The sequence below is a fragment of the Exiguobacterium artemiae 255-15 genome (assembly GCF_000019905.1).
In the GTDB taxonomy this organism is placed as follows: Bacteria; Bacillota; Bacilli; order Exiguobacteriales; family Exiguobacteriaceae; genus Exiguobacterium_A; species Exiguobacterium_A artemiae.
On record NC_010556.1, the window covers coordinates 2,916,163 to 2,935,872 of the forward strand.

Below are 19,710 nucleotides of genomic sequence, written 5' to 3' on the forward strand. Positions count from 1 at the left end.
CGTGACGCAATGTGAATCAGTAGTGACAATAACAATATTAAGCTAACGTCAGTATAAAATGATTGCGCTTTAAAAGTCAAGTTGTCTGACCAATATTTTACCAATTGATTCCACTTTTCGAACTAAAAAAAACAGATTCGGATTGCTCCGAACCTGCTCCTTTTTCTTAACGGTGGATCCAGACTGCTCCAGCAGAGTTATCTTTCGCTTCACCGATGACTTGTACTTTAAGACCGTTGTTCGGGAGCAGTTTTCCTGCATCCGGAATCAATTGATCGATATACGATTTAGAATCATCAAACTTCGTTACGCCCGCAAGTCCTTTGTAATCGTAAAGACCACGTGATGGCGAATCGATGAGCCATGCTGGTGCTTTGTCGAAGCTGAAAGCCGCATCCGCGATTTGGTAACGTGTGCTTCCTGTGACGACTGGTTGTCCTTTGAGTGTTCCAACGATTGCTTTTGGATGCGAATCGACGACACCGAGGAATCCTTCACCCGGGTGAACGCCAACCCAGTTGTCTGTGAAGCTGCTATCGGCATACCAAACGACGAGACCCGTGTTGTATTTCACGCCACGTGCATGCTCAAGTGCTTTATCTGAGCCTGCATAGTTCCGCCATTCGAGGTAGTATGCGTTGTCCGCATAGCTGAAACCATCCGAAGCCACGAAACCGTCCAATTTAAATTTCGGAGTACCTTCTGCATCGTCTTCAAAGACGACTTTTCCGTCGACTGTCAGTTTTGCGTTATCAAGCGCAAAACCATCGAGGGCAAGACCGGCATCCCCTGTGTAGTCGAACGTCAATGTAACCTTTTTACCGGCAAATTCGCTGAGGTCATATGATTTGTCGACCCATGCACCTTTTGAAGATTCAGCGCGTTGATCGCCGTCCGTATCCTCGTCACCGATGACATCGATTACTTTTGATACGCCGCCAGCTGTTGCTGTGACTTTCAAGAAGTCATAATCGAATTCGACATCGAAGTATGCTTTGTAGTCAAACTTCGCAGATGTCGCAGCCGTCAAATCAAACTCCGGTGACGTCATTGACGTGTGGAGATCATTCCCTTTTGTGCTGTAGTAATACTTTTTACCGAAAGCTGGAGCGATTCCTTTAACCGGCTTTTTCGGTAAGTTCACTTTGATGATTCCAGGATTTTTTGATTTCGTGACACTTTGATCGAGGTATGAAGCCGTTCCCGCTTTTGAAAGTGAATCGAAATCAACGTTCTGGATGTTCGCCCAGTTCCCGCCCATGACGTTTTGGAAGAACTCTTTATTTTGTGGTGAGAAGCTTGTCGGTTCTGCTCCGGCAATTCTACCGTTCCAGCTACCGCCACTCATGATCGACCATGAAGCAACCGGCTCACCTTGACCTGTATACTGTGTATCATACTCATCCGGAAGTCCAAGATCGTGTCCGAATTCGTGAGCGAAGACGCCGACTGCACCGTCTTCCGGTTGAACCGTATAATCGAAGGCTGCCATCTTGCCGCCCCAGTTTGTAGAATTTGAAGTTGTATTCGCAACAGGATAAACTCCATCAAGTGTCCAACGGTGCGACCAGATTGCGTCGTCGCCGAGTGTACCGCCGCCTGCTTCTTGTCCTGTTCCGGCATGAAGAATCATCAAGTGATCGACGAGACCGTCCGGCTCATTCTGGTTGCCGTCACCGTCTAAATCGTACTGATCAAATTGATCATACTCTGCCAGGTTAATGCCGGATTTTACAGCTGCATTCAACGAATCTTTAACGAGACCGCGTGGTCCTTTTGCCCCCGGAAGGTTATCATTGCCGCCTTTCGGATTGTCTGAACCATAATCTTTTGCCGTCCCCGGTACTGTTAACCAGTTCGATACTTTCCCGTCGACTGAGTAGCTGCCGCCGGATTGTTCTTCGTAATATTGTTTGAACGTCTTGACCTTATCGCCGTTGAACAGCTCGAATTCTTTATCCCCGAACATCAGGTCTTGATAATGTTTTTGGTTAAAGTCGTTCGAATACATGTATCCCGGTTCTTGAACGACGTTGTTATGCTTGAAGTCGCTGTATTCGACAAGTAAGACGAGTACTTTGTCTGTGCGGGTAGCACCATTGTAAGCTGCTTGTTTGGCTTTATCGACTTTGACAAACCCATCTTTTTTACCTTTTTTGTAGTTATTGTGATTTTTAGCGAGTTGTTTCGCCAGTTGATCTTTCTGTTTCGTCAAGAAATCCTTTGTTTTTTGATCAAATTTCGCTTCTTTTTCCGTCTCATGATCATGATCGGCTTCCGGTTTCCCGTTTGCTTTTTTATCAAGATACTTTTGAACGGCTTTTTGTTTTTCTGCTGCAGATGCTGCTTTTGAGACGACCCCACGTTTTTCAAGCACTTTCAATAGACGTTCCTGATCAACCGTGTTTAAATCCATCGGTGCACCGGCTACTGCTTTTTCAGCAGCTTCAACAGATTTTACCTTCCCACCAGGTAAAACTGGACCAACGGCAAATGCGGCTGCCGTGATTCCGGATAAGACGGCTAAGCTAAGCTGTTTCTTTTTTCCCACGTGAACTGACCCCCTATGTAGTAGTGAAAAGCATGACTGAGATAACTTTTCTGAATATTCAAATCATATATTGTTTTAGTTGCTTAATCAATTACTTTTAGAACAATTAGTACTTTGTAACTATACCTATTTTTGGAATTTAGTTCATTTTTACGGAAATTGACCGATATTAATAATAAACCGTTCATCAATCGTTCCCCTCATTTTTTAAAAGAGAACAGATTGTCGGTTACGTATCGCGATACGCTACATACATGACTTAATTCAAAAAGGAGGCAACTCATGACACATCTCCAAAAATTCGAACGACAACTTTTGAAAAATTACTTGATTGGATCCTTTGTCGCTGTTTTCGGCGTCGGCTGTCTATTTATTTTCGAAACGTTGACATTCGATGCACGAGAACGTGTAACTTTGCTGACAATCATGTTTCTCTCTGTTGTTTTAATGTTCAGCTTCGAATATACGATCTATCGAAAACATATGCGTCCGCTCTATCAGTTCTTCCAGACATCGACTCCAAGCCAAGCACAACTTACTGCTGCTTTTCGGACGACTCACCGTTTTCCGTTACTGACCATCAAACGGATACTCGGACCTCATTTCCTGGGATTATCGATTCCTTCTTCTTCCTTAACGGCACTCGCCATTCATTTCCAATGGCTCGAAATGCCGTATTATCTGATCGGTCTTGCTTGCTTCGGTGCCATTCTCGTTGCCATCTTGCATGCTTTGATCGAATTTTTCTTAACGTATCGTGTCACGGAATCCATGTTGGCAGAATTAACGGTTCAATCGCAACAATATGGTCATGGTGAGCTTATCCTGACCAAAAAGGACTTCATCAGCCTCCGGAAAAAAATGTTAATCAGTACACTGATCATTGGTGTCTTCCCGATTTTATTGTTCGTTCTCGCTTCTGCCGTCCAGCTGACAGAGAACGAGAGCCTGCGCTCCTACTGGAGTTGGTCGACCTTAATCTTAATCGTCATCCTTTGTCTTGCGACATTTTGCAGTTTGCTTCTATATGAAAATATCCAAAAACCGATTTTGGCTTTGCAAGAAGGAGTTGCCCAGATTGAGTCGGGTCAGCTGAATACGATCAACAATCCTTTTTCCGATGAATTCTCTCAATTGGTTGGCGGCTTTAACCTGATGGTCGAAGGTATCCAAGGACGTGATCAGGAAAATGAGCAGTTACTCGATAGTTTGTTTACCTTGTTTGCTGCGACACTGGATGCCCGGGATCCTTATACCGCCGGACATTCCTTACGTGTTGCGGAATATTCGGTTGAGATTGCCCGGGCCGCCGGCTTGGCCGACGATCAAGTCGAGCTGTTGCGTAAATCTGCTCTTTTACACGACATTGGAAAAATCGGAATCCGGGATGATGTTCTCTTGAAGGAAGGACGCTTAACTGGTGAGGAATTCGATAAAATCAAACAACACCCCGTCATCGGCGTGCATATTTTATCGCAAGTTCATCTCCCGGAGAAGTTACAACCGATTCTTCCTGGGGTAAAGTACCATCACGAGCGTTACGATGGGAAAGGTTATCCAGAAGGTTTGGCGGGAGAATCGATTCCTGTCTTCGGACGGATCATGGCGATTGCTGATGCCTATGACGCGATGACATCCGATCGACCTTACCGGAAAGGAATGCCCGTTGCAAAAGCACTCGCCATTTTGGAAGAAGGTAGCGGGACACAATGGGATGCTTCCTTTACACAACTGTTTCTTGATTTGAAGAGACCTCCTGTCATCACTGCCTCTTGATTTTCATGAAAGGAGTTTCTTATGCACCCTAAAATTGTCGATCGTCACGAATTGTATGTTGTCGGACTTGGTTTGACATGCGAAGAAAATGAATTGCATACACTCATGCCGGAACTGTGGCGTGAATTTTCACGACGCTCGCATGAAATTCCCGCTGAACCGGGAAGTTATCCACTTGATTTGTCACTTGGACAACGCGGGACAAAACATATGCAGTGTATCGGTCTTCCGGTAGAATCGCTTGAGCATATTCCTAAAGGGATGAAAGGACATCACATTCCTCCTGCCCGTTATATTTTTTGGAAACATGAAGGGCCTGACATTGAGATTTGGAAATCGTTCGAGAAGATGCAGCGCTTTGCGCAGAAGCAAGGTATTACACTGGATCCGCTGAATTTTAAAATTGACGAGACACGTGACAATACACATCATCTCTATCAACGTATCCTTTAAGAGGCTGGGACATAACTAGCTGGCTTTTAAAGAAAATAAGGGATTGCCATCGTCACGATGGCAATCCCTTATTTTTTTTCATCACCTCTTGTTAAAATGCCCCTCGGGCAATACTTTGGGTGAGCCACTTTCTCAGATTTACTGCCATAAGGATGAAGCCAAGCTCACGTTTCACCTTTGCTTTTCCTCTTACGGAAAAACGAGTGAAACGCAAATTAGCCTTCAGATTCCCAAAAACTGGTTCTACGTCTATCTTACGTTTCGCGTAGATTTTCCCGGTTTTTTGATCTGAAAGCAGGTCCTTTACCTGTTCCTTTTGCTCTTCCCACGAAACGTTTACTCGGACTTGGCGATGACGACCCTTCTCTGCCTTGGTACAGAGGGATCGAAGCGGGCAGTCATCACAACTCTCACTTTCGTACACCTTGAAATCGCGGGTAAAACCATATCGATCCGTTCTCTTAGACATGTAACGGAACGTCACGTTCTGCCCGTTCGGGCATACAAAGTGATCGGTCGTTTCATCGTAGGACCAGTTGACGAGATTAAAAGGATCATCACGCCATTTTCGCGTCTTCTCTTTTTGAAACATCGTATAGGGAACGAGCGGAATGCGCCCTCGGCGCATCAGAATCTCCTGATAATTTTCTTGGCTTCCATAGCCGGCGTCCGCAACGATATGTTTCGGTAAAGTAAGATACGAGGAAACCTCATCTAAAAATGGGATTAACGTGCGGGCATCGGTCGGATTGGGATAGACATCATAAGCGAGGGTATATTGACCTTCGGTCGCAATCTGCACGTTGTACCCCGGCTTGAGTTGTCCATTTTGCATATGATCTTCCTTCATCCGCATAAACGTCGCATCCGTATCCGTTTTCGAATAGCTGTTCCGTCCATCGAACGTTTCCTTTTGGACGGCATACTTCCTTTTTCTTTCCACGAACTCAGCGAACTTTTTTCGGAAAAGATGGGGTTGCTTTCGTTCGGAACGAAGCCGTTTTCTCTCCTGCGTATCTGAACTTGCCTCGATTTCTTGATTGATAGAAGCGATTCGTCCCTCCAAAACATCACCGATGTGCTCGAGTTCAGGAAGGGTCAGTTCGTCTGGACTTTCTCGTTCAATCTCCGGTAAGATTTCTTGTGCGACGAGTTCTTCATAGAGAAGATTAGACTTTTCAACGAGCGACGCACTATATCGCTCGACGGATTTTCGCCAGACGAACGTATATCGATTCGCATTCGCTTCTAGTTTCGTACCATCAATGAAGATCGCTTCTTCCTTAATTTCTCCCATCTCGACGAGATGGCAACGGAAGGTGACGAACGCCTGCTTAAGGATAGGTGTGACTGCCGGGTGCACTCGAAAGCGATTGATAGTACGATAGCTCGGTTCATTCCCTTGAGCGAGCCACATCATACGCAGGCTGTCTTGAAGGAGTCCTTCGATCTTCCGACCAGAGAAGACCGATTGCGTATAGGCGCATAAAATGATCTTCATCATCATGCGTGGATGATAGGCGGGGCAGCCTGTCGTTCGAGTAAAAGGTTCAAAGGCATCGTCGGGAATGGACTCGACAAGATGATGAACGGCGAATGCGATATCGTTTTCTTGAAGACGAATTTCTAAATCTAAAGGTAGAACCAGCTGGTTCATGGTATAATTTTTAAACATAAGGACACCTCCGATAGTTATGGTTTGGTCACTTTAACTTTATCAGAGGCAGTCCTTATTTGTTTACTTAAAATCGGTTTTTCATCATAGAAGAAGGCCCTTGAAACGAAAAACGTTTCGAGGGCCTTCTCATTTATAAAACTGAGTTATGTCCCAGCCTCTTTTTCTGTCATTCCTTATTTTTTTCTGTCACTTAACTATTCAGTCCGGGTATTAAGTACTATATTCAGAAAATTCTAATTAATACGAACGGCTTATTCTCGTTTCATCCTTTCTTTGGCATAGTTAGACTCAACCCAAACAAGGAGGCGATTTATTTTGAAAAAGTTTCTCGCTACATCGCTTGTCGCAAGTGTACTTGTCGTTCCTACAGTCGTCGGAGCAGAAGGTCTTCAAGCCGGTAAACTGACGAAAGCATCATCAGAACCAGCTGCATCAATCGTTAAAGAGTACGTCAACAAAAAAGGTGATTTCTCTGTCCAAGATGTCCAAAAAGATGGATCATCTAACATCGTACGTCTCCAACAAGAAGTGGATGGCGTCCCGGTCTTCGGTAGTGTCGTCGTCGGTAACGTTGCGAAAGACGGTACTTTGAAAGCAGTCGTAAATGATGCAATCAACGTCAAAGGGAAACCTGGTCTCGCTAAAAAAGCATCACTCTCTGAGAAAAAAGCACTTAAACTTTATCAAAAAGCCATCAAAGCAACAGAATTCGAAGTGGCTCCTAAAGCAGAACTCGTCATCTATCCAGTCAAAGACGACGCGGTCTATGCTTACAAAGTCACATCAACTGTCCTCGCCGGCAAAGAGCCGTCACGCTGGACTTACTTCATCGATGCGAATTCAGGTAAAGTTCTTAATAAATACGACCAACTCGCTCACGCAAAACCGGTCAACACAGTTACCGGAACGACTTCTGTCGGTACAGGTACTACGGTTCTCGGAACTACTGCCACTTTCAACACAGTGAAGAGCGGTTCTTACTACTACTTACAAGATTCGACACGCGGTAAAGGGATCTACACGTACGATGCAAAAAAACGTAACACGCTTCCAGGTTCGCTTTGGGCGGATCTTGATAACCAATTCAATACAACATACGACCGTGCCGCTGTCAGCGCGCAAGTTAATGCAGTAAAAACGTATGATTTCTACAAAAACACATACGGCCGCAACAGTTATGACAACGCAGGTGCTGCACTTAACTCTTCAGTCCACTATTCAACGAGCTACAACAATGCGTTTTGGGATGGAACGAAGATGGTCTATGGTGATGGAGACGGTTCAACATTCACATACCTCTCTGGCGCACTTGACGTTGTTGCCCACGAATTGACGCATGCCGTCACAGAATACACAGCTGGACTCGTCTATCAAAATGAGTCGGGTGCCATCAACGAAGCGGTTTCCGATATCATGGGAACAGTTGCTGAATACTCAGTCGGATCGAACTTCGATTGGCTTGTAGGAGAAGACATCTATACACCTGGTGTCAGCGGCGACGCACTCCGTTCGATGTCTAACCCGGCTGCTTACGGCGATCCGGACCACTACTCAAAACGCTACACAGGTACACAGGATAACGGTGGTGTCCACACGAACTCCGGTATCGTCAACAAAGCCGCTTACCTTCTCGGTAACGGTGGAACACACACTGGTGTCACAGTCACTGGTGTCGGCGTACCGAAACTCGGCGCAATCTACTACCGTGCCCTCAGCGTTTACTTGACTCCGAACTCGAACTTCAGCTCGCTCCGCGCAGCAGTCGTTCAATCAGCGAAAGACCTTTACGGTTCGACAAGTGCAGAAGCAACAGCAGCAGCGAAATCATTTGATGCTGTCGGCGTCTACTAAGAAAACTTCCTCCCAAGGATTTTCGACCTCCTGAGTCCATGACTCGGGAGGTTTTTTTTACGAAAAAAAACGATCTGTCAAAAACAGACCGTTCCGGTTTATTTCCCTGAGTCACGCGCGAGACGAAGTCGCGTTGATCCATTGTCCGGGAAAGCTTTCAATTGTAATTTCTCACCCTGGTACCATGTACCGTAACTCGTTTCAACGACAGGTTCCCCTAAAGCCGACAGACCGGAGGCTGATGCATTCGTCCAGTCGATCGCTTCGACGATTCCGTCGGATACGACAAGCAGATAACCCGCATTTGAGAAGTGATACGTGTTGACGGCATCTTTTTGCGTATTCCCGAGCTTACCGTACTTCGCTTCGAATTTTTCGAGCGGCTGCCCGAGGTATTGTTCCGGCTTCTCGATTGGTTGATTGGCAACGACTTGTGATAATGTCTCAAGCAATGTCTTGTCTTTGACGGACGACGGAACATCCATCCGGACATCTGTTTCCGGAATATAACCTTCGACAGCATCACTCAATTTCAAGTGAACCATCCCGTTCTCCACATCTAAAATTTCATAGACATCCCCTAAATCAGCTTTATAGATAACGCTACTCCGATTGGCATCCTGATAGACATCCGCAAAAGGACGCGTGACCCATGCAGCTTGGCTGATTTCTGGTTGATCCGTCTTTTTCTTGGCTTTCTTCTCTTTTTTCTTTTGCTCAGCCGACGCTGATTTTTTCGTATCTTTCGCTTCTTTCTCTTGTTCGCCTCCGGTCGTTTTCGGTGACTCGACGGTCGACGTCGCTTGGCTGGCATCATTCGTCGACACCATATAACCCCATCCGCCGACAATCAGGACAGTCGCCAAAATACCGCCCAACGCAACGCTCCGGCGATTCCGCTTCTGCTTCCGGCGTTCTTTCCGGGATAACCGTTCTTGTTCTTTCTGTTGTTCATTTTGACTCATCTATTGTTCCTCCTGAATTGACCTAGACACTTTTTTAATCACTATACCACCGAATGCTGTGCCGGCAGTGGTTAAATTTCGATGACAGTTCTGCCTTGATGGGTTCCGTCAAGAAGTGACGCGACGACGTTTGAAATCTCACTCAGGCTTTTTGTATCGACCCACTCTTGAATCGGCAGTTTCCAGTCATTCGCCAGTTGATGCCACAGACGCACCCGTTCAGCAATCGGAAGTTGAACAGCATCAATCCCGATCAACCGAACCCCCCGTAAGATAAACGGATACACCGTCAACGTCATCTCGGCGCCTCCGACATTCCCGCATGTCGTAACCAGTCCACCGTATTGAACAGAGCGAATGACGGAGGCAAGCAACGGTCCTCCGACCGTATCGATGATGCCGGCATATATACCTTTTTTCAATGGACGGGCCGTCTCATCCAAAAACGATTGCCGGGATAAGACTTCTGTCACGCCTTCCTGTTTCAACCGATCGACTTCCGCTTCTTTGCCGGTGACGGCATGGACGACGAATCCCAGTTTCAGCAGAAGCGCAACGGCAATGCTGCCGACACCCCCGGTCGCACCGGTCACGAGAACCGGTCCGTCCTCCGGCTTGACCCGTTGCAAAAGTTCGTCGACGGATTGAGCAGCCGTTAATCCTGCTGTACCATAAGCCATTGCTTCAAAGGTCGTGAATCCGTCCGGCAATGGTGTGATCCAGTCTCCCGGAACGCGTATGTACTCTTGAAAACCACCGGACGTATTCATTCCAAAATCGAACCCGTTGACGACAACCGCTTCGCCTTCTTGAAATCGCGGATCAGTTGACGCGACGACATGCCCTGCTGCATCCACTCCCGGTGTATGCGGATATTCTTTCGTCACTCCCCGGTTGCCCGTAACCGACAGCGCATCCTTATAATTGATGCAGGAATAGTCGACGCGGATCATGACATCTCCTTCGGGCAAGTCGGCAATGTGCTTCGTTTCCAGTGCTCCCGTAAATTCCTCGTCCTGTTCCCGAACGACGAATGCTTTAAATGTCTCTTTCATCTTCCAGTCCTCCTTCATGAATGACTTCCAGTAAGTTATACCCAAACACTGTCCCGGGCATACCTGTTCTGATCGGATCGCCATGAAAAAAACCGCGAATGCCGAAGCATTCACGGTTTTTGGCGTCTGACGAAAGGAAACTGGTTTTCCGCAGGTAGTCACGAGTGACAGGTAAACATGTCATCGGTCAGTGGTCATAGGTGTGCCGTGGCCGTCGTAATTCCCGATTGGAAGAGGTTTGTGTCAAAGCGCCGTCCTTGATCAGGAGTCTCACCTGATCAAGGATCACATATAACGTGTCCCGTCAAAATCAATCTCCGTCCGGTAATTGGCGGCGTTGATCGCATTGGAAATCCGGTGTGCCGACCGCTCGATTTCCTGCGCTTTAATCCGATACGCATCCGGATCGTACAGGGCATGCCGAATGACCGTCGTTCCTTCAAATCCGTATTGGAATTCACGTTTCGGACGGGCCGCAAGTTCTTGGAACTGTGTTGCCTTTGCCCGAAGTTGCGTTGCCAATTCAATCGCTTCGACGAGAGGCATTTCACCTTCCGTCGTCTCGATCATGGTCGACAAATTCGCTGCGTACACTAACCGATCGAGTGTCCGCATATCCCGTCGGACTTCATCCATCGCTGACTCGACATCCGGCAGCGTGCGTTCCTGAGCGGTCGGCAAAGCCTCACCTTTTTCGAGATCCACAAACGCAATCCGGTCTACTTCCTCGACCAGCTGTTCGAGTTGCTTCCGTAAGATACTTTTTAGCTTCACAGCATCTGCTAAGTACATCTCTTCAGTCCCCCATTTCTTGATACCGTTCTTCTAACCAGTACGCCTTACCGGTCGGAAAAGTTTCACTTCAATTGTCCGAGATAGGCGGAAAAGTCTTGCTCAATGTCGGTCAGTACCGTTTTTGTCATCTCAGACGATCGATTCGGATCATAGCGGACCGTCTCGTACAGCTGTTGCAATTCAGGCGACGGCTGAAAACCGATCCGGGCAAACCATTCCCGGAACGACTCCGTTTCCCGGCGTTTCAGTTTTTGCGGGAGATGACGGTTGAACAGGACGACCTGTTGCCGGACCTGTTCAACCGGTAATGGCGGCAGTTCGTCTTTTGGTTCCGTTTCTCCCAGGCGTTTTTTTATTCGAACCGAACGTGGTACTAACTCGTTTTCAGTATTGTCCCATTTCTTTCGTTTTCGGAAACGCCGAACAATCAGAAATAGTCCGGTCAAACCGGCGAGACTAATCGCGATCAATAGATAGGGAAAGCCACTTTCGCCTTCTTTGCCTTCGCCTTTTGAAAACGAATGAAATCCAAGTGAAATGAATTTTTCTTTTCGTGGTTCCCCCCCACCATCACCTTTTTCATCCGTCTCATATCCATATTTAACTTGTCCGGGCGGTAATTCTTTTTTCTTAAATAAGTATGACCACCAAAACGTCAATGGTTCAGATTCACAGTTGCTTACACAACTCGGCTGACCGCCACCTGGAAACACTTCGACCTTTTGCACAGCACTGTACCCTGCCTCAGCCAACGGTTTTATGATGCCAAGTCCTAAAATGACCACACCTATCAAAATAAGCAATCGACTTCGAAAGCGCATATCCTCACCTCGTTAATGTCATTTTTATCCATTATATATGAGTCCGACCCTAATTATCGGAATTTTTTGTTTTTTAAAGAAAAGAGCTTGAATCCGGAGTGGGACGGGAAAAGGAAAGAAGTGATTTTTAGAGAGGGGTTTCAAGTATGTTGAACTTAGATCATACACATGATCCATATCAAAACGGACAACTGATTGCAGAATATACCGAAACGAAATCAAATCAAGAGGCCGTCTTCCGGGCGGAGCAACTGATGAAAGACAGCTCATTCGTCGCGCCGCGCCGTACACCTCACCCGAGCCGGTATCTCCGGTCCTTGATTTCACCGCTCTTTTTGACGGATCGGGATAAACACATCCTTCCGTTGACGAAAGCGTTCGTCAGTGAACAAGATGAAGTCCGGCCCAGCTGGTTCGGACGGCTGACGTATGAATTCGAGCAATTGATCAGTAACGTCGAAAAAGTCGATGTCAAAGACTATGGGGCGGTCGGTGACGGCGTGACCGACGATACGCTCGCTTTTAAGGAAGCACTCGCGGACGGGCACCGGCAAGTCCACGTTCCGGCCGGCACGTATCTGGTCCGCGGCATCCGCCTGCCGAGTTACACGATTTTGACCGGGGACGGAAAAGGACAGACAATTTTAAAACTGCATGACGCGGCACCGAAAGGACGCCGGTTGATTACGAATCAAAATTACTTACTCGGCAATCATCATCTGCTCGTTGAACGGATGACACTGGATTGGAACATCGAGCGGATCGGTAACGCCAAAAAAAGTAGCACGTGGGGCAATCATTCGAGTTGCTTGACCTATGCGCACGTGACGTACGGGTGGGTCTTTGACGTCGATGCGGTCAATCCGGGATTACACTGCTTTGATATTTCAACTCCGTACTACAACTATAACGGTGACGGGGCACGGGCCAATCTCAGCAGTTCGTTCATCTGGTTCGACGGTCTGACCGGATCCGGATTTGGTGATGACGGGATTACGACCCATCACAGTGACCATCTGTTCATCTCGAACTGTTTCATGCATGATCCGAGCGGACGCGCCCATGCGGCCGGCTTCTCGAACTCAAACGGGATTGAGATCGATGACGGTTCCCGGGATGTCTGGTTATTTAACAATGCGACGACCCGCTGCTTCGGCGGTCTTGAAATCAAGGCGCACGCGACGTCATCTGCCGCATCGACCGTTAAAATCGTCGGGCATCTGTCTGTCGATGATCACCGGTCATTTAACTTCCGTCATATCGGTCATCATCAAGCAACGGATCCGACGTCCCAAACGGCATACAACATCATTGCGACCCGGCTGATTGCCCAGACACCGCTGTATACGCCGCTGTATCAAAACTCGAAGCCGCGTGCTCTTATCGTCTCTGCCTATCGAAATGTCGTCATTCACGATTTCACGGTGCTCGGTGATCCGTATTATGATTATCAGGAACAGCCGATGATCGGGATTCAATACAAAGCCCGAAACGTCACATTGAGTCAGGTCAAGATGAGCGGCTTCCGTCAGGCGAAAACGGATATCCAGGTCTTCGGCGGAGACAACCGGGCAGAAGACGTCCGGCTGATTGATGTCCGGATTGAAGATTCAGCCAAACACGGCATCACGATTGGTCCGAACATCGAACACGTCCGGTTGACAAATGTCGCCATTAAGGGCGATGGAACAGTCGGTCTGAACGCCAAGTCTGAGCCGGAACTGGAACGGTTTATTGCGACCGGCTACAAAGTACCGGTCCGGACACACGCTACATTAAGTTGATTCACGAAAATAAGGCTGCTTCGACTCGTGTCGAAACAGCCTTATTTCATTGTGCCCGTAAATAGGCGAGGACCCGCGTATCAATCGACCGATCCGTCTGTTCCCGCATCTCGAAGTTTTCCGTATGCAGATACGTCCGGAACGCTTCTGCAAACGAACCGCGGTATCCGAGTTCAAGCAGCTTATCCATCAACTCCGATTCGAGCGCATCATCAATCGGTTTAATTTCTTCCGGCTTACTTGGTTGTAAATAGAGTGTATGCAACTGATAAATCCGCTCCAGTTCCTGAATCGGACTCGCATGATCATCGACACGCAAATCAATGTACCGGTCATTAAAACCACCGTAACCGCCGCCTTCTTTGACGACTAACAATGCTGCAGACTGCATGCCCCGTGAATCTCCGCCTGCTGCCTGACCGGCCGCAAGTGCCCGAAGCAACCGTTCTGCCAGTGGTCCTTCTGTCGTCTCAAACACACGCGCCATTTCCTTGACCGTATTGCCGTCGACGAGAATATTCCCTTGTGCCGCAAAGTGTTTTCCAGCGATGCCGCCGGCCCAATCATTACAGCCTTCTCCCGTGAACGTCGCACTTTTCCCCGATGCATCCACGATACCAACTTGACGGTCCGCCCGTCCTTCGTCCGCTTCCGTTAACCGTTTTAAGACTTCGTCCGCCGACTTACCTTCTTCAATCATCCGCAACCCCTCCGGACCATATGTCGTATTGGCAAACGACTGAGTCGCAATCACTCCGACACCGGCTTTCGCAAACGGTACGGCACTGCCGACTGCTAAAAATTTGGACTGAACCGCTACACCCCAAGCCTGTTCTTTTTCACAATACCCAACGATTGAATATGTCATCTGTCTAAAATCCCCCTCGATTGTCATACGTATCCGTTCGTCGTAGGAATTCCCGTTTCCTGCATGTGAAAAACCTTCCGTTCATTTCGAACGAAAGGTTTGGGATGTACTTATTGAATTCCGAGGACAACTGCAAGCAGTAATGCACCACATGCCAGGACAATCCAAATCGCAAACAGTTTCCAGACGAATCGTAACCATTTTTCGTACGGAATACCGGCAATCGCCAAGAATGCCATCAAGTGCGCACTCGTCGGGAAAATCATATTCGTCAAACCGTCGCCGTACTGAAAGGCGAGGACTGCGACTTGCCGCTCAATTCCGAGCAAGTCGGCAAGCGGCGCCATGATTGGCATCGTCGTTGCTGCTTGACCGCTTCCGGACGGGATAAAGAAGTTCGTAATCAATTGGACGACGTACATCCCGATGACGGCAAGGGACGTCGGTAACTGACCGACGGCATTCGACAAACCGTAAATCACGGTATCGATGACCCGACCATCTTCTAAAATGACGACGATTGCCCGGGCAAAACCAACGATCAAGGCACCAAACGTAACGGCCTTGGCTCCGTCGATTAAACTTTCGAATGTCCGGTTGACACCCATCGTCACGATTCCTGCGAGCAAGCCGATAATCAGGAACGAAGCCGTCAGTTCCGTCAAATACCAGCCCCACTCAAAGATGCCGATGACGTTTAGCGTGATTCCGCCAACAAGCACAACCAAAACAAACAGATGTTTTTTCGAGAATTGAGAAAAAGTTGCTGTTGTTTCTTGTTTCCGATGTTTCTCAAGGTCATGCACAAGACTCTGTTCCGGATTTTTTTTGACTTTCTGCGCATAGTTCATGACGTAAAGAATCGTCACGACTAAAAAGACAAGATAGACCGCCGTCCGGTAACCGAGTCCGCTGAACAACGGAACTTCCGCAATCGACTGCGCGACTCCAACCGTAAACGGATTCAGCATCCCTCCGGCAAAACCGACGGCGGCACCGAGACTGACGATCGCCGCTCCCGTCATCGCGTCATAACCAAGGGCACGTGCCAACATGATGCCGATTGGGACGAAGATAATGGTTTCTTCCGCCATTCCAATTGTCGCACCGGCAACGGAAAAGACGAACATCGTCATCGGGATCATGATATGCCCTTTTTGACCGAACCGATTAATCAATTGATTGATGCCGGATTCAATCGCGCCCGTTTGCCGGATGATTCCAAACACACCACCGACCAAAAAGATGTAAAAGATAATGGCGGCACCTGCCTCCATCCCTTTTGGAATGGCTTCAAACAAACCGAAGAAATTGACGGGTGCAGATTCAACTGCACGATACGTCCCATCAATGACGACCGTTTGTCCGTCCTGCTTTTCGCGATCAAACTGACCGGCCGGTAATGTATACGTCAAGATGACTGCAATCAGTAAAATTCCCATGATAATCGCGTACGTGTGAGGCATCTTGAAGAAGGAGCGCTCCGAAGCATCTGCCTGTGGTTTCCGTTCATTCATCCATTTGCCTCCTGACCTACCTTTAAATTTTGACTCTCTTAAGAGATAATGCCCTATTTATGGAAAAAATAACAGTCTATTTCGTCATTTAATTTTTTTGTAATATATTAAAACTGTAAGAAAAATAAAAAAACCCGACCGTAGTCAGGTTTTTCGAGTCTTACTCACGCATTAAATGATTGAACGTCTAATGGTTTCGCAAGTGCTGTTTGGGCAAATGCCACGAACTGACCGAAATGGGCACTTGTGTTGTGCGTTTCGATTGCTGCTTGATCTTCCCATTTCTCAATCATCATGAAGACATTCTCGTCTTCGATGCTTTGGAATAAATCATAACTGATGTTACCTGCTTCTAACCGTGACCCTTCAATCAATGTTTTTGTAGCTTCTAAAAACTCTTGACGTTTTGCAGGTTGTACTTCTAATTTTGCTTCAATGGCGATCATTGGAAGGCCTCCTCTAAAATTTCATTAACTCAAGTATCGTAGCACCTTCCTTTCCCATTCTCCATTAAGATGCTTGGACGATTAAGGAAGTTATATTCCGGGTAAAAAAATGTATCATTTTGACATCAGAGAGGAGTTCATCTATGAACGTCGAGACTTTTTATTTTGAGGATGATGGCGAAATCCCCAATAATCCTAATTTACCTGTACTTATTTATCGACATGCTTTTGACGATCCTTCTTCTATTGAAGAGACTTTTAATATGCACAACTGGAAAAACAGCTGGGTGGATGGGATTTTTGATTTTCACCATTATCACAGTGTCGCCCACGAAGTCATCGGCATTCTTGAAGGACACGCCAGCATTCAGCTCGGCGGGCCCCTTGGAAAAACCTTTACGTTGACTGCCGGCGATGTCGTTATCCTTCCTGCCGGTACAGGTCATAAGGCTTTACACATAAGCCGTAAGTTTCAAGTCGTTAGTGCCTATCCAAATGGGCAAGACTATGACACCTTGATCGGTGATCCATGTGAACGCCCGGATAACTTGAAGCGAATCGCCCAGGTCGAACGTCCTCAGACAGATCCTGTTTATGGACAACAAGGACCGTTACTCGAGCATTGGTAATGGCGTCTGCTTTCCTTTCATTTGGAAAGCAGACGTTTTTTTCTGTCACATCAGTGGTAAACCCTACTATTGTGCTTTTTAAAGGAGGAACTGAGATGAATGAGACAGAACGAACCGTCATACTGGCGGCACTGAAACAAAAGACCGTAACACTTCCGGATCAGACGCATGTTCGTGCACTTGGCCAAGGAACATGGCGAATGGGAGAAGATCAAAGTAAACGCCAAGCTGAAATCGAAGCGTTGCATGTCGGACTCGACAGTGGGATGGAATTGATCGATACAGCGGAAATGTACGGGGAAGGAGCTTCCGAACAACTGATTCGCGAGGTACTGAAAGAACGACGTGACGATGTGTTTCTCGTCTCGAAAGTCTACCCGCATAATGCTGGCGGCGAAAAATTACGGGCTGCATGCGAACAGTCGCTCAAAAATCTCGGAACGGATTACCTTGATCTCTACCTCTTGCACTGGCGCGGCAGCATTCCGCTTCAGGAGACGGTCGACGGGCTCGAGCAGTTAAAGGCAGAAGGTAAAATCCGCCGCTGGGGAGTCTCAAACTTCGACGTCTCTGATATGAAGGAACTGTTGTCACTTCGTAACGGCGATCAGTGTGCCGTCAACCAGGTACTGTATCATCTCGGTTCGCGTGGCATCGAATATGAGTTGATGCCGCTTCTTAAGCAACACGGCATTCCGGTCATGGCCTATTGCCCGCTCGCAGAAGGCGGCAGCTTACGGGACCAGTTGCTGGATCATCCGACTGTCGAACGTCTTGCTGAAGAACATGGCGTCAAACCGGCACAAATTCTTCTGGCCTGGGCGATTCGCAGCGGTGACGTCATCGCCATCCCGAAAGCCGGACAGGCTAAGCATGTCGAAGAAAACGGAAAAGCCGCATTAGTCGAGTTAACGGACGAAGAATACGCAGCACTCGATGAAGCATTCCCGGCACCCACTAAAAAAGAACCACTTGATATCGTCTAAGGAGGAACAGTCATGAACAAATCAGTCAAACTTGGAAAATCCAATTTAACGGTCAATCCAATCGGTCTCGGAACGAATGCGGTCGGTGGACACAACCTGTACCCGAACCTCGATGAGCAAGCCGGTCGTGATCTCGTCCGTGTCGCTTTGATGAACGGCATTAACTTCCTCGACACGGCTTATATTTATGGTCCGGAACGTTCGGAAGAATTGGTCGGCGAAGTGTGGAGCGAAACCGTGGAACGTGAAGAAGTCATTCTCGCGACAAAAGGAGCCCACCAACTGGTTGACGGAAAAGTTGTCATGAACAACTCACCCGAATTTTTGAAACAAGCGGTCGAAGACAGTCTGAAACGTCTGCGGACAGATTACATCGATTTGTATTACATTCACTTCCCGGATGAAGATACACCAAAAGATGAAGCCGTCGCGGCGCTTGCTGAGCTGAAAGCAGAAGGGAAAATCCGGGCAATCGGTGTCTCAAACTTCTCGCTCGAGCAATTAAAAGAAGCCAATAAGGACGGTCATGTCGACGTCTATCAAGGCGAGTACAATCTATTTAAACGTGACGCCGAAAAAGAGATTTTACCGTATATCCGCGAACATGGCATTTCATTCGTACCGTACTTCCCGCTTGCTGCCGGTCTGCTTGCCGGAAAATATGATGCCGAAACGAAATTTGATGACCTTCGGAAAAATGATCCGCTCTTCCAGGAGGATGTCTTTAAAGATAACCTGGCAAAAGTCGACTTGTTGCGTCCGATTGCAGAAGCAAAAGATGCCGAAGTCGCACATATCGTCCTTGCCTGGTACTTGGCACAGGACGGCATCGACGCCATCATCCCGGGTGCGAAACGGGCTGATCAAGTCACGGATACGATCCGGACACTTGATGTCGAATTAACGGAAGACGAGATTCGTCAAATCGATCACATCTTCAGCTGACACAACAAAACCACGCCAGTTCGACTTGGCGTGGTTTTGCTTTGAGCAGATTAGGCGAAAAATTGAAGAATGGCTCGTATGATGAAGAAACAGGAGGCGATTACTATGAAACACCATTTTCACCTGACAGCAGACTGGCCCGGCAACCGCAATGATGTCGGTCAAATCGAGACCGGCGAATTGAAAACAAAGATTTCGATTCCGGACGCAATGGACGGCCCCGGTGTCGGTACCAATCCGGACGAGATGTTGCTCGGTGCAGCAGCAACCTGTTACATCATCACACTTGCTGCGATGCTGGAACGGAATGACATTCCGAAAGTATCCCTGACGATGGAATCGGAAGGAATCGTCGACGTCACGAACGGGGTCTTTACGTATGATGCGATCATTCACCGCCCGACACTGATTCTGCCGGCAGAGACCACCGAAGCGAACCTGACAAAAGCACGCCGGCTGGCTGAAAAAGCAGAAGGATCGTGTATGATTACGCGGGCACTGGCCGGTAATGTGAAGGTTTCGTTAGAGGCGGTCGTGGAGTTGGAAGGCTGAGGATTCTTTTCGATGTATGCTGATACAGTACGACTTCA

16 protein-coding genes and 1 pseudogene are annotated in these 19,710 nt (G+C 47.7%); 8 read left to right on the top strand and 9 right to left on the bottom strand.

Annotation, left to right across the window (positions count from 1 at the left end):
- Positions 1-166 precede the first annotated feature (166 nt).
- The gene (locus EXIG_RS14945; RefSeq protein WP_012371798.1) at positions 167-2,551 is read right to left on the bottom strand and encodes an immune inhibitor A domain-containing protein; all 2,385 of its coding nucleotides are present in this window, start codon (positions 2,549-2,551) and stop codon (positions 167-169) included.
- A 282-nt stretch (positions 2,552-2,833) separates the two neighbouring features.
- Here EXIG_RS14945 and EXIG_RS14950 point away from each other — a divergent pair, with 282 nt between their 5' ends.
- Positions 2,834-4,327, top strand: coding sequence for an HD-GYP domain-containing protein (locus EXIG_RS14950; RefSeq protein ID WP_012371799.1), 1,494 nt, complete (start codon positions 2,834-2,836; stop codon positions 4,325-4,327).
- Positions 4,328-4,348: 21 nt separating this feature from the next.
- Positions 4,349-4,780: a GyrI-like domain-containing protein gene (locus EXIG_RS14955; RefSeq protein ID WP_012371800.1), complete on the top strand. Its 432-nt coding sequence runs from the start codon at positions 4,349-4,351 to the stop codon at positions 4,778-4,780.
- Between the two features lie 124 nt (positions 4,781-4,904).
- Here EXIG_RS14955 and EXIG_RS14960 read toward each other — a convergent pair.
- A pseudogene (locus EXIG_RS14960) lies at positions 4,905-6,455 on the bottom strand (IS1182 family transposase); the annotation flags it as partial.
- A 318-nt stretch (positions 6,456-6,773) separates the two neighbouring features.
- On the opposite strand from EXIG_RS14960, the gene EXIG_RS14965 reads away from it, so the two are divergent.
- A complete protein-coding gene (locus tag EXIG_RS14965) occupies positions 6,774-8,309 on the top strand; it encodes a M4 family metallopeptidase (protein WP_012371801.1) in 1,536 nt (511 codons plus the stop codon).
- Between the two features lie 98 nt (positions 8,310-8,407).
- Here EXIG_RS14965 and EXIG_RS14970 read toward each other — a convergent pair whose 3' ends face one another.
- The 4 genes from EXIG_RS14970 to EXIG_RS14985 form a co-directional block, all read right to left on the bottom strand.
- Positions 8,408-9,274, bottom strand: coding sequence for a hypothetical protein (locus EXIG_RS14970; RefSeq protein ID WP_012371802.1), 867 nt, complete (start codon positions 9,272-9,274; stop codon positions 8,408-8,410).
- 71 nt (positions 9,275-9,345) lie between these two features.
- The gene (locus tag EXIG_RS14975; RefSeq protein WP_012371803.1) at positions 9,346-10,329 is read right to left on the bottom strand and encodes a YhdH/YhfP family quinone oxidoreductase; all 984 of its coding nucleotides are present in this window, start codon (positions 10,327-10,329) and stop codon (positions 9,346-9,348) included.
- A 285-nt stretch (positions 10,330-10,614) separates the two neighbouring features.
- Positions 10,615-11,121 (bottom strand): hypothetical protein, encoded by a 507-nt coding sequence (locus EXIG_RS14980; protein ID WP_012371804.1) that lies wholly within the window; start codon positions 11,119-11,121, stop codon positions 10,615-10,617.
- A 65-nt stretch (positions 11,122-11,186) separates the two neighbouring features.
- Positions 11,187-11,945, bottom strand: coding sequence for a hypothetical protein (locus EXIG_RS14985; protein ID WP_012371805.1), 759 nt, complete (start codon positions 11,943-11,945; stop codon positions 11,187-11,189).
- 146 nt (positions 11,946-12,091) lie between these two features.
- On the opposite strand from EXIG_RS14985, the gene EXIG_RS14990 reads away from it, so the two are divergent.
- Complete coding sequence (locus tag EXIG_RS14990) at positions 12,092-13,729, top strand: glycosyl hydrolase family 28-related protein (RefSeq protein WP_012371806.1); 1,638 nt, start codon at positions 12,092-12,094, stop codon at positions 13,727-13,729.
- 46 nt (positions 13,730-13,775) lie between these two features.
- Here EXIG_RS14990 and EXIG_RS14995 read toward each other — a convergent pair whose 3' ends face one another.
- From EXIG_RS14995 to EXIG_RS15005, 3 genes are all read right to left on the bottom strand, one after another.
- On the bottom strand, positions 13,776-14,597 hold the full coding sequence (locus EXIG_RS14995; protein WP_012371807.1) for a DUF1028 domain-containing protein: 822 nt from the start codon (positions 14,595-14,597) through the stop codon (positions 13,776-13,778).
- Between the two features lie 110 nt (positions 14,598-14,707).
- Positions 14,708-16,114 carry a YfcC family protein gene (locus EXIG_RS15000; RefSeq protein WP_012371808.1) on the bottom strand — a complete coding sequence of 469 codons (1,407 nt, stop codon included), beginning with the start codon at positions 16,112-16,114 and terminating at the stop codon, positions 14,708-14,710.
- Positions 16,115-16,278: 164 nt separating this feature from the next.
- Positions 16,279-16,560, bottom strand: coding sequence for a putative quinol monooxygenase (locus tag EXIG_RS15005; protein WP_012371809.1), 282 nt, complete (start codon positions 16,558-16,560; stop codon positions 16,279-16,281).
- Between the two features lie 143 nt (positions 16,561-16,703).
- Here EXIG_RS15005 and EXIG_RS15010 point away from each other — a divergent pair, with 143 nt between their 5' ends.
- The 4 genes from EXIG_RS15010 to EXIG_RS15025 all read left to right on the top strand — a co-directional run bounded on the left by EXIG_RS15010 (position 16,704) and on the right by EXIG_RS15025 (position 19,672).
- A complete protein-coding gene (locus EXIG_RS15010; protein ID WP_012371810.1) occupies positions 16,704-17,189 on the top strand; it encodes a cupin domain-containing protein in 486 nt (161 codons plus the stop codon).
- 95 nt (positions 17,190-17,284) lie between these two features.
- Positions 17,285-18,175, top strand: coding sequence for an aldo/keto reductase (locus EXIG_RS15015; RefSeq protein WP_012371811.1), 891 nt, complete (start codon positions 17,285-17,287; stop codon positions 18,173-18,175).
- 12 nt (positions 18,176-18,187) lie between these two features.
- Complete coding sequence (locus tag EXIG_RS15020) at positions 18,188-19,120, top strand: aldo/keto reductase (protein ID WP_012371812.1); 933 nt, start codon at positions 18,188-18,190, stop codon at positions 19,118-19,120.
- A 105-nt stretch (positions 19,121-19,225) separates the two neighbouring features.
- A complete protein-coding gene (locus EXIG_RS15025) occupies positions 19,226-19,672 on the top strand; it encodes an OsmC family protein (RefSeq protein WP_012371813.1) in 447 nt (148 codons plus the stop codon).
- Positions 19,673-19,710 lie beyond the last annotated feature (38 nt).

Coding starts and splice junctions, on each gene's coding strand:
- EXIG_RS14950 (WP_012371799.1), top strand. CDS start 2,834: ATGACACATCTCCAAAAATTCGAACGACAACTTTTGAAAAATTACTTG.
- EXIG_RS14955 (WP_012371800.1), top strand. CDS start 4,349: ATGCACCCTAAAATTGTCGATCGTCACGAATTGTATGTTGTCGGACTT.
- EXIG_RS14970 (WP_012371802.1), bottom strand. CDS start 9,274: ATGAGTCAAAATGAACAACAGAAAGAACAAGAACGGTTATCCCGGAAA.
- EXIG_RS14975 (WP_012371803.1), bottom strand. CDS start 10,329: ATGAAAGAGACATTTAAAGCATTCGTCGTTCGGGAACAGGACGAGGAA.
- EXIG_RS14980 (WP_012371804.1), bottom strand. CDS start 11,121: ATGTACTTAGCAGATGCTGTGAAGCTAAAAAGTATCTTACGGAAGCAA.
- EXIG_RS14985 (WP_012371805.1), bottom strand. CDS start 11,945: ATGCGCTTTCGAAGTCGATTGCTTATTTTGATAGGTGTGGTCATTTTA.
- EXIG_RS14990 (WP_012371806.1), top strand. CDS start 12,092: ATGTTGAACTTAGATCATACACATGATCCATATCAAAACGGACAACTG.
- EXIG_RS14995 (WP_012371807.1), bottom strand. CDS start 14,597: ATGACATATTCAATCGTTGGGTATTGTGAAAAAGAACAGGCTTGGGGT.
- EXIG_RS15000 (WP_012371808.1), bottom strand. CDS start 16,114: ATGAATGAACGGAAACCACAGGCAGATGCTTCGGAGCGCTCCTTCTTC.
- EXIG_RS15005 (WP_012371809.1), bottom strand. CDS start 16,560: ATGATCGCCATTGAAGCAAAATTAGAAGTACAACCTGCAAAACGTCAA.
- EXIG_RS15010 (WP_012371810.1), top strand. CDS start 16,704: ATGAACGTCGAGACTTTTTATTTTGAGGATGATGGCGAAATCCCCAAT.
- EXIG_RS15015 (WP_012371811.1), top strand. CDS start 17,285: ATGAATGAGACAGAACGAACCGTCATACTGGCGGCACTGAAACAAAAG.
- EXIG_RS15020 (WP_012371812.1), top strand. CDS start 18,188: ATGAACAAATCAGTCAAACTTGGAAAATCCAATTTAACGGTCAATCCA.
- EXIG_RS15025 (WP_012371813.1), top strand. CDS start 19,226: ATGAAACACCATTTTCACCTGACAGCAGACTGGCCCGGCAACCGCAAT.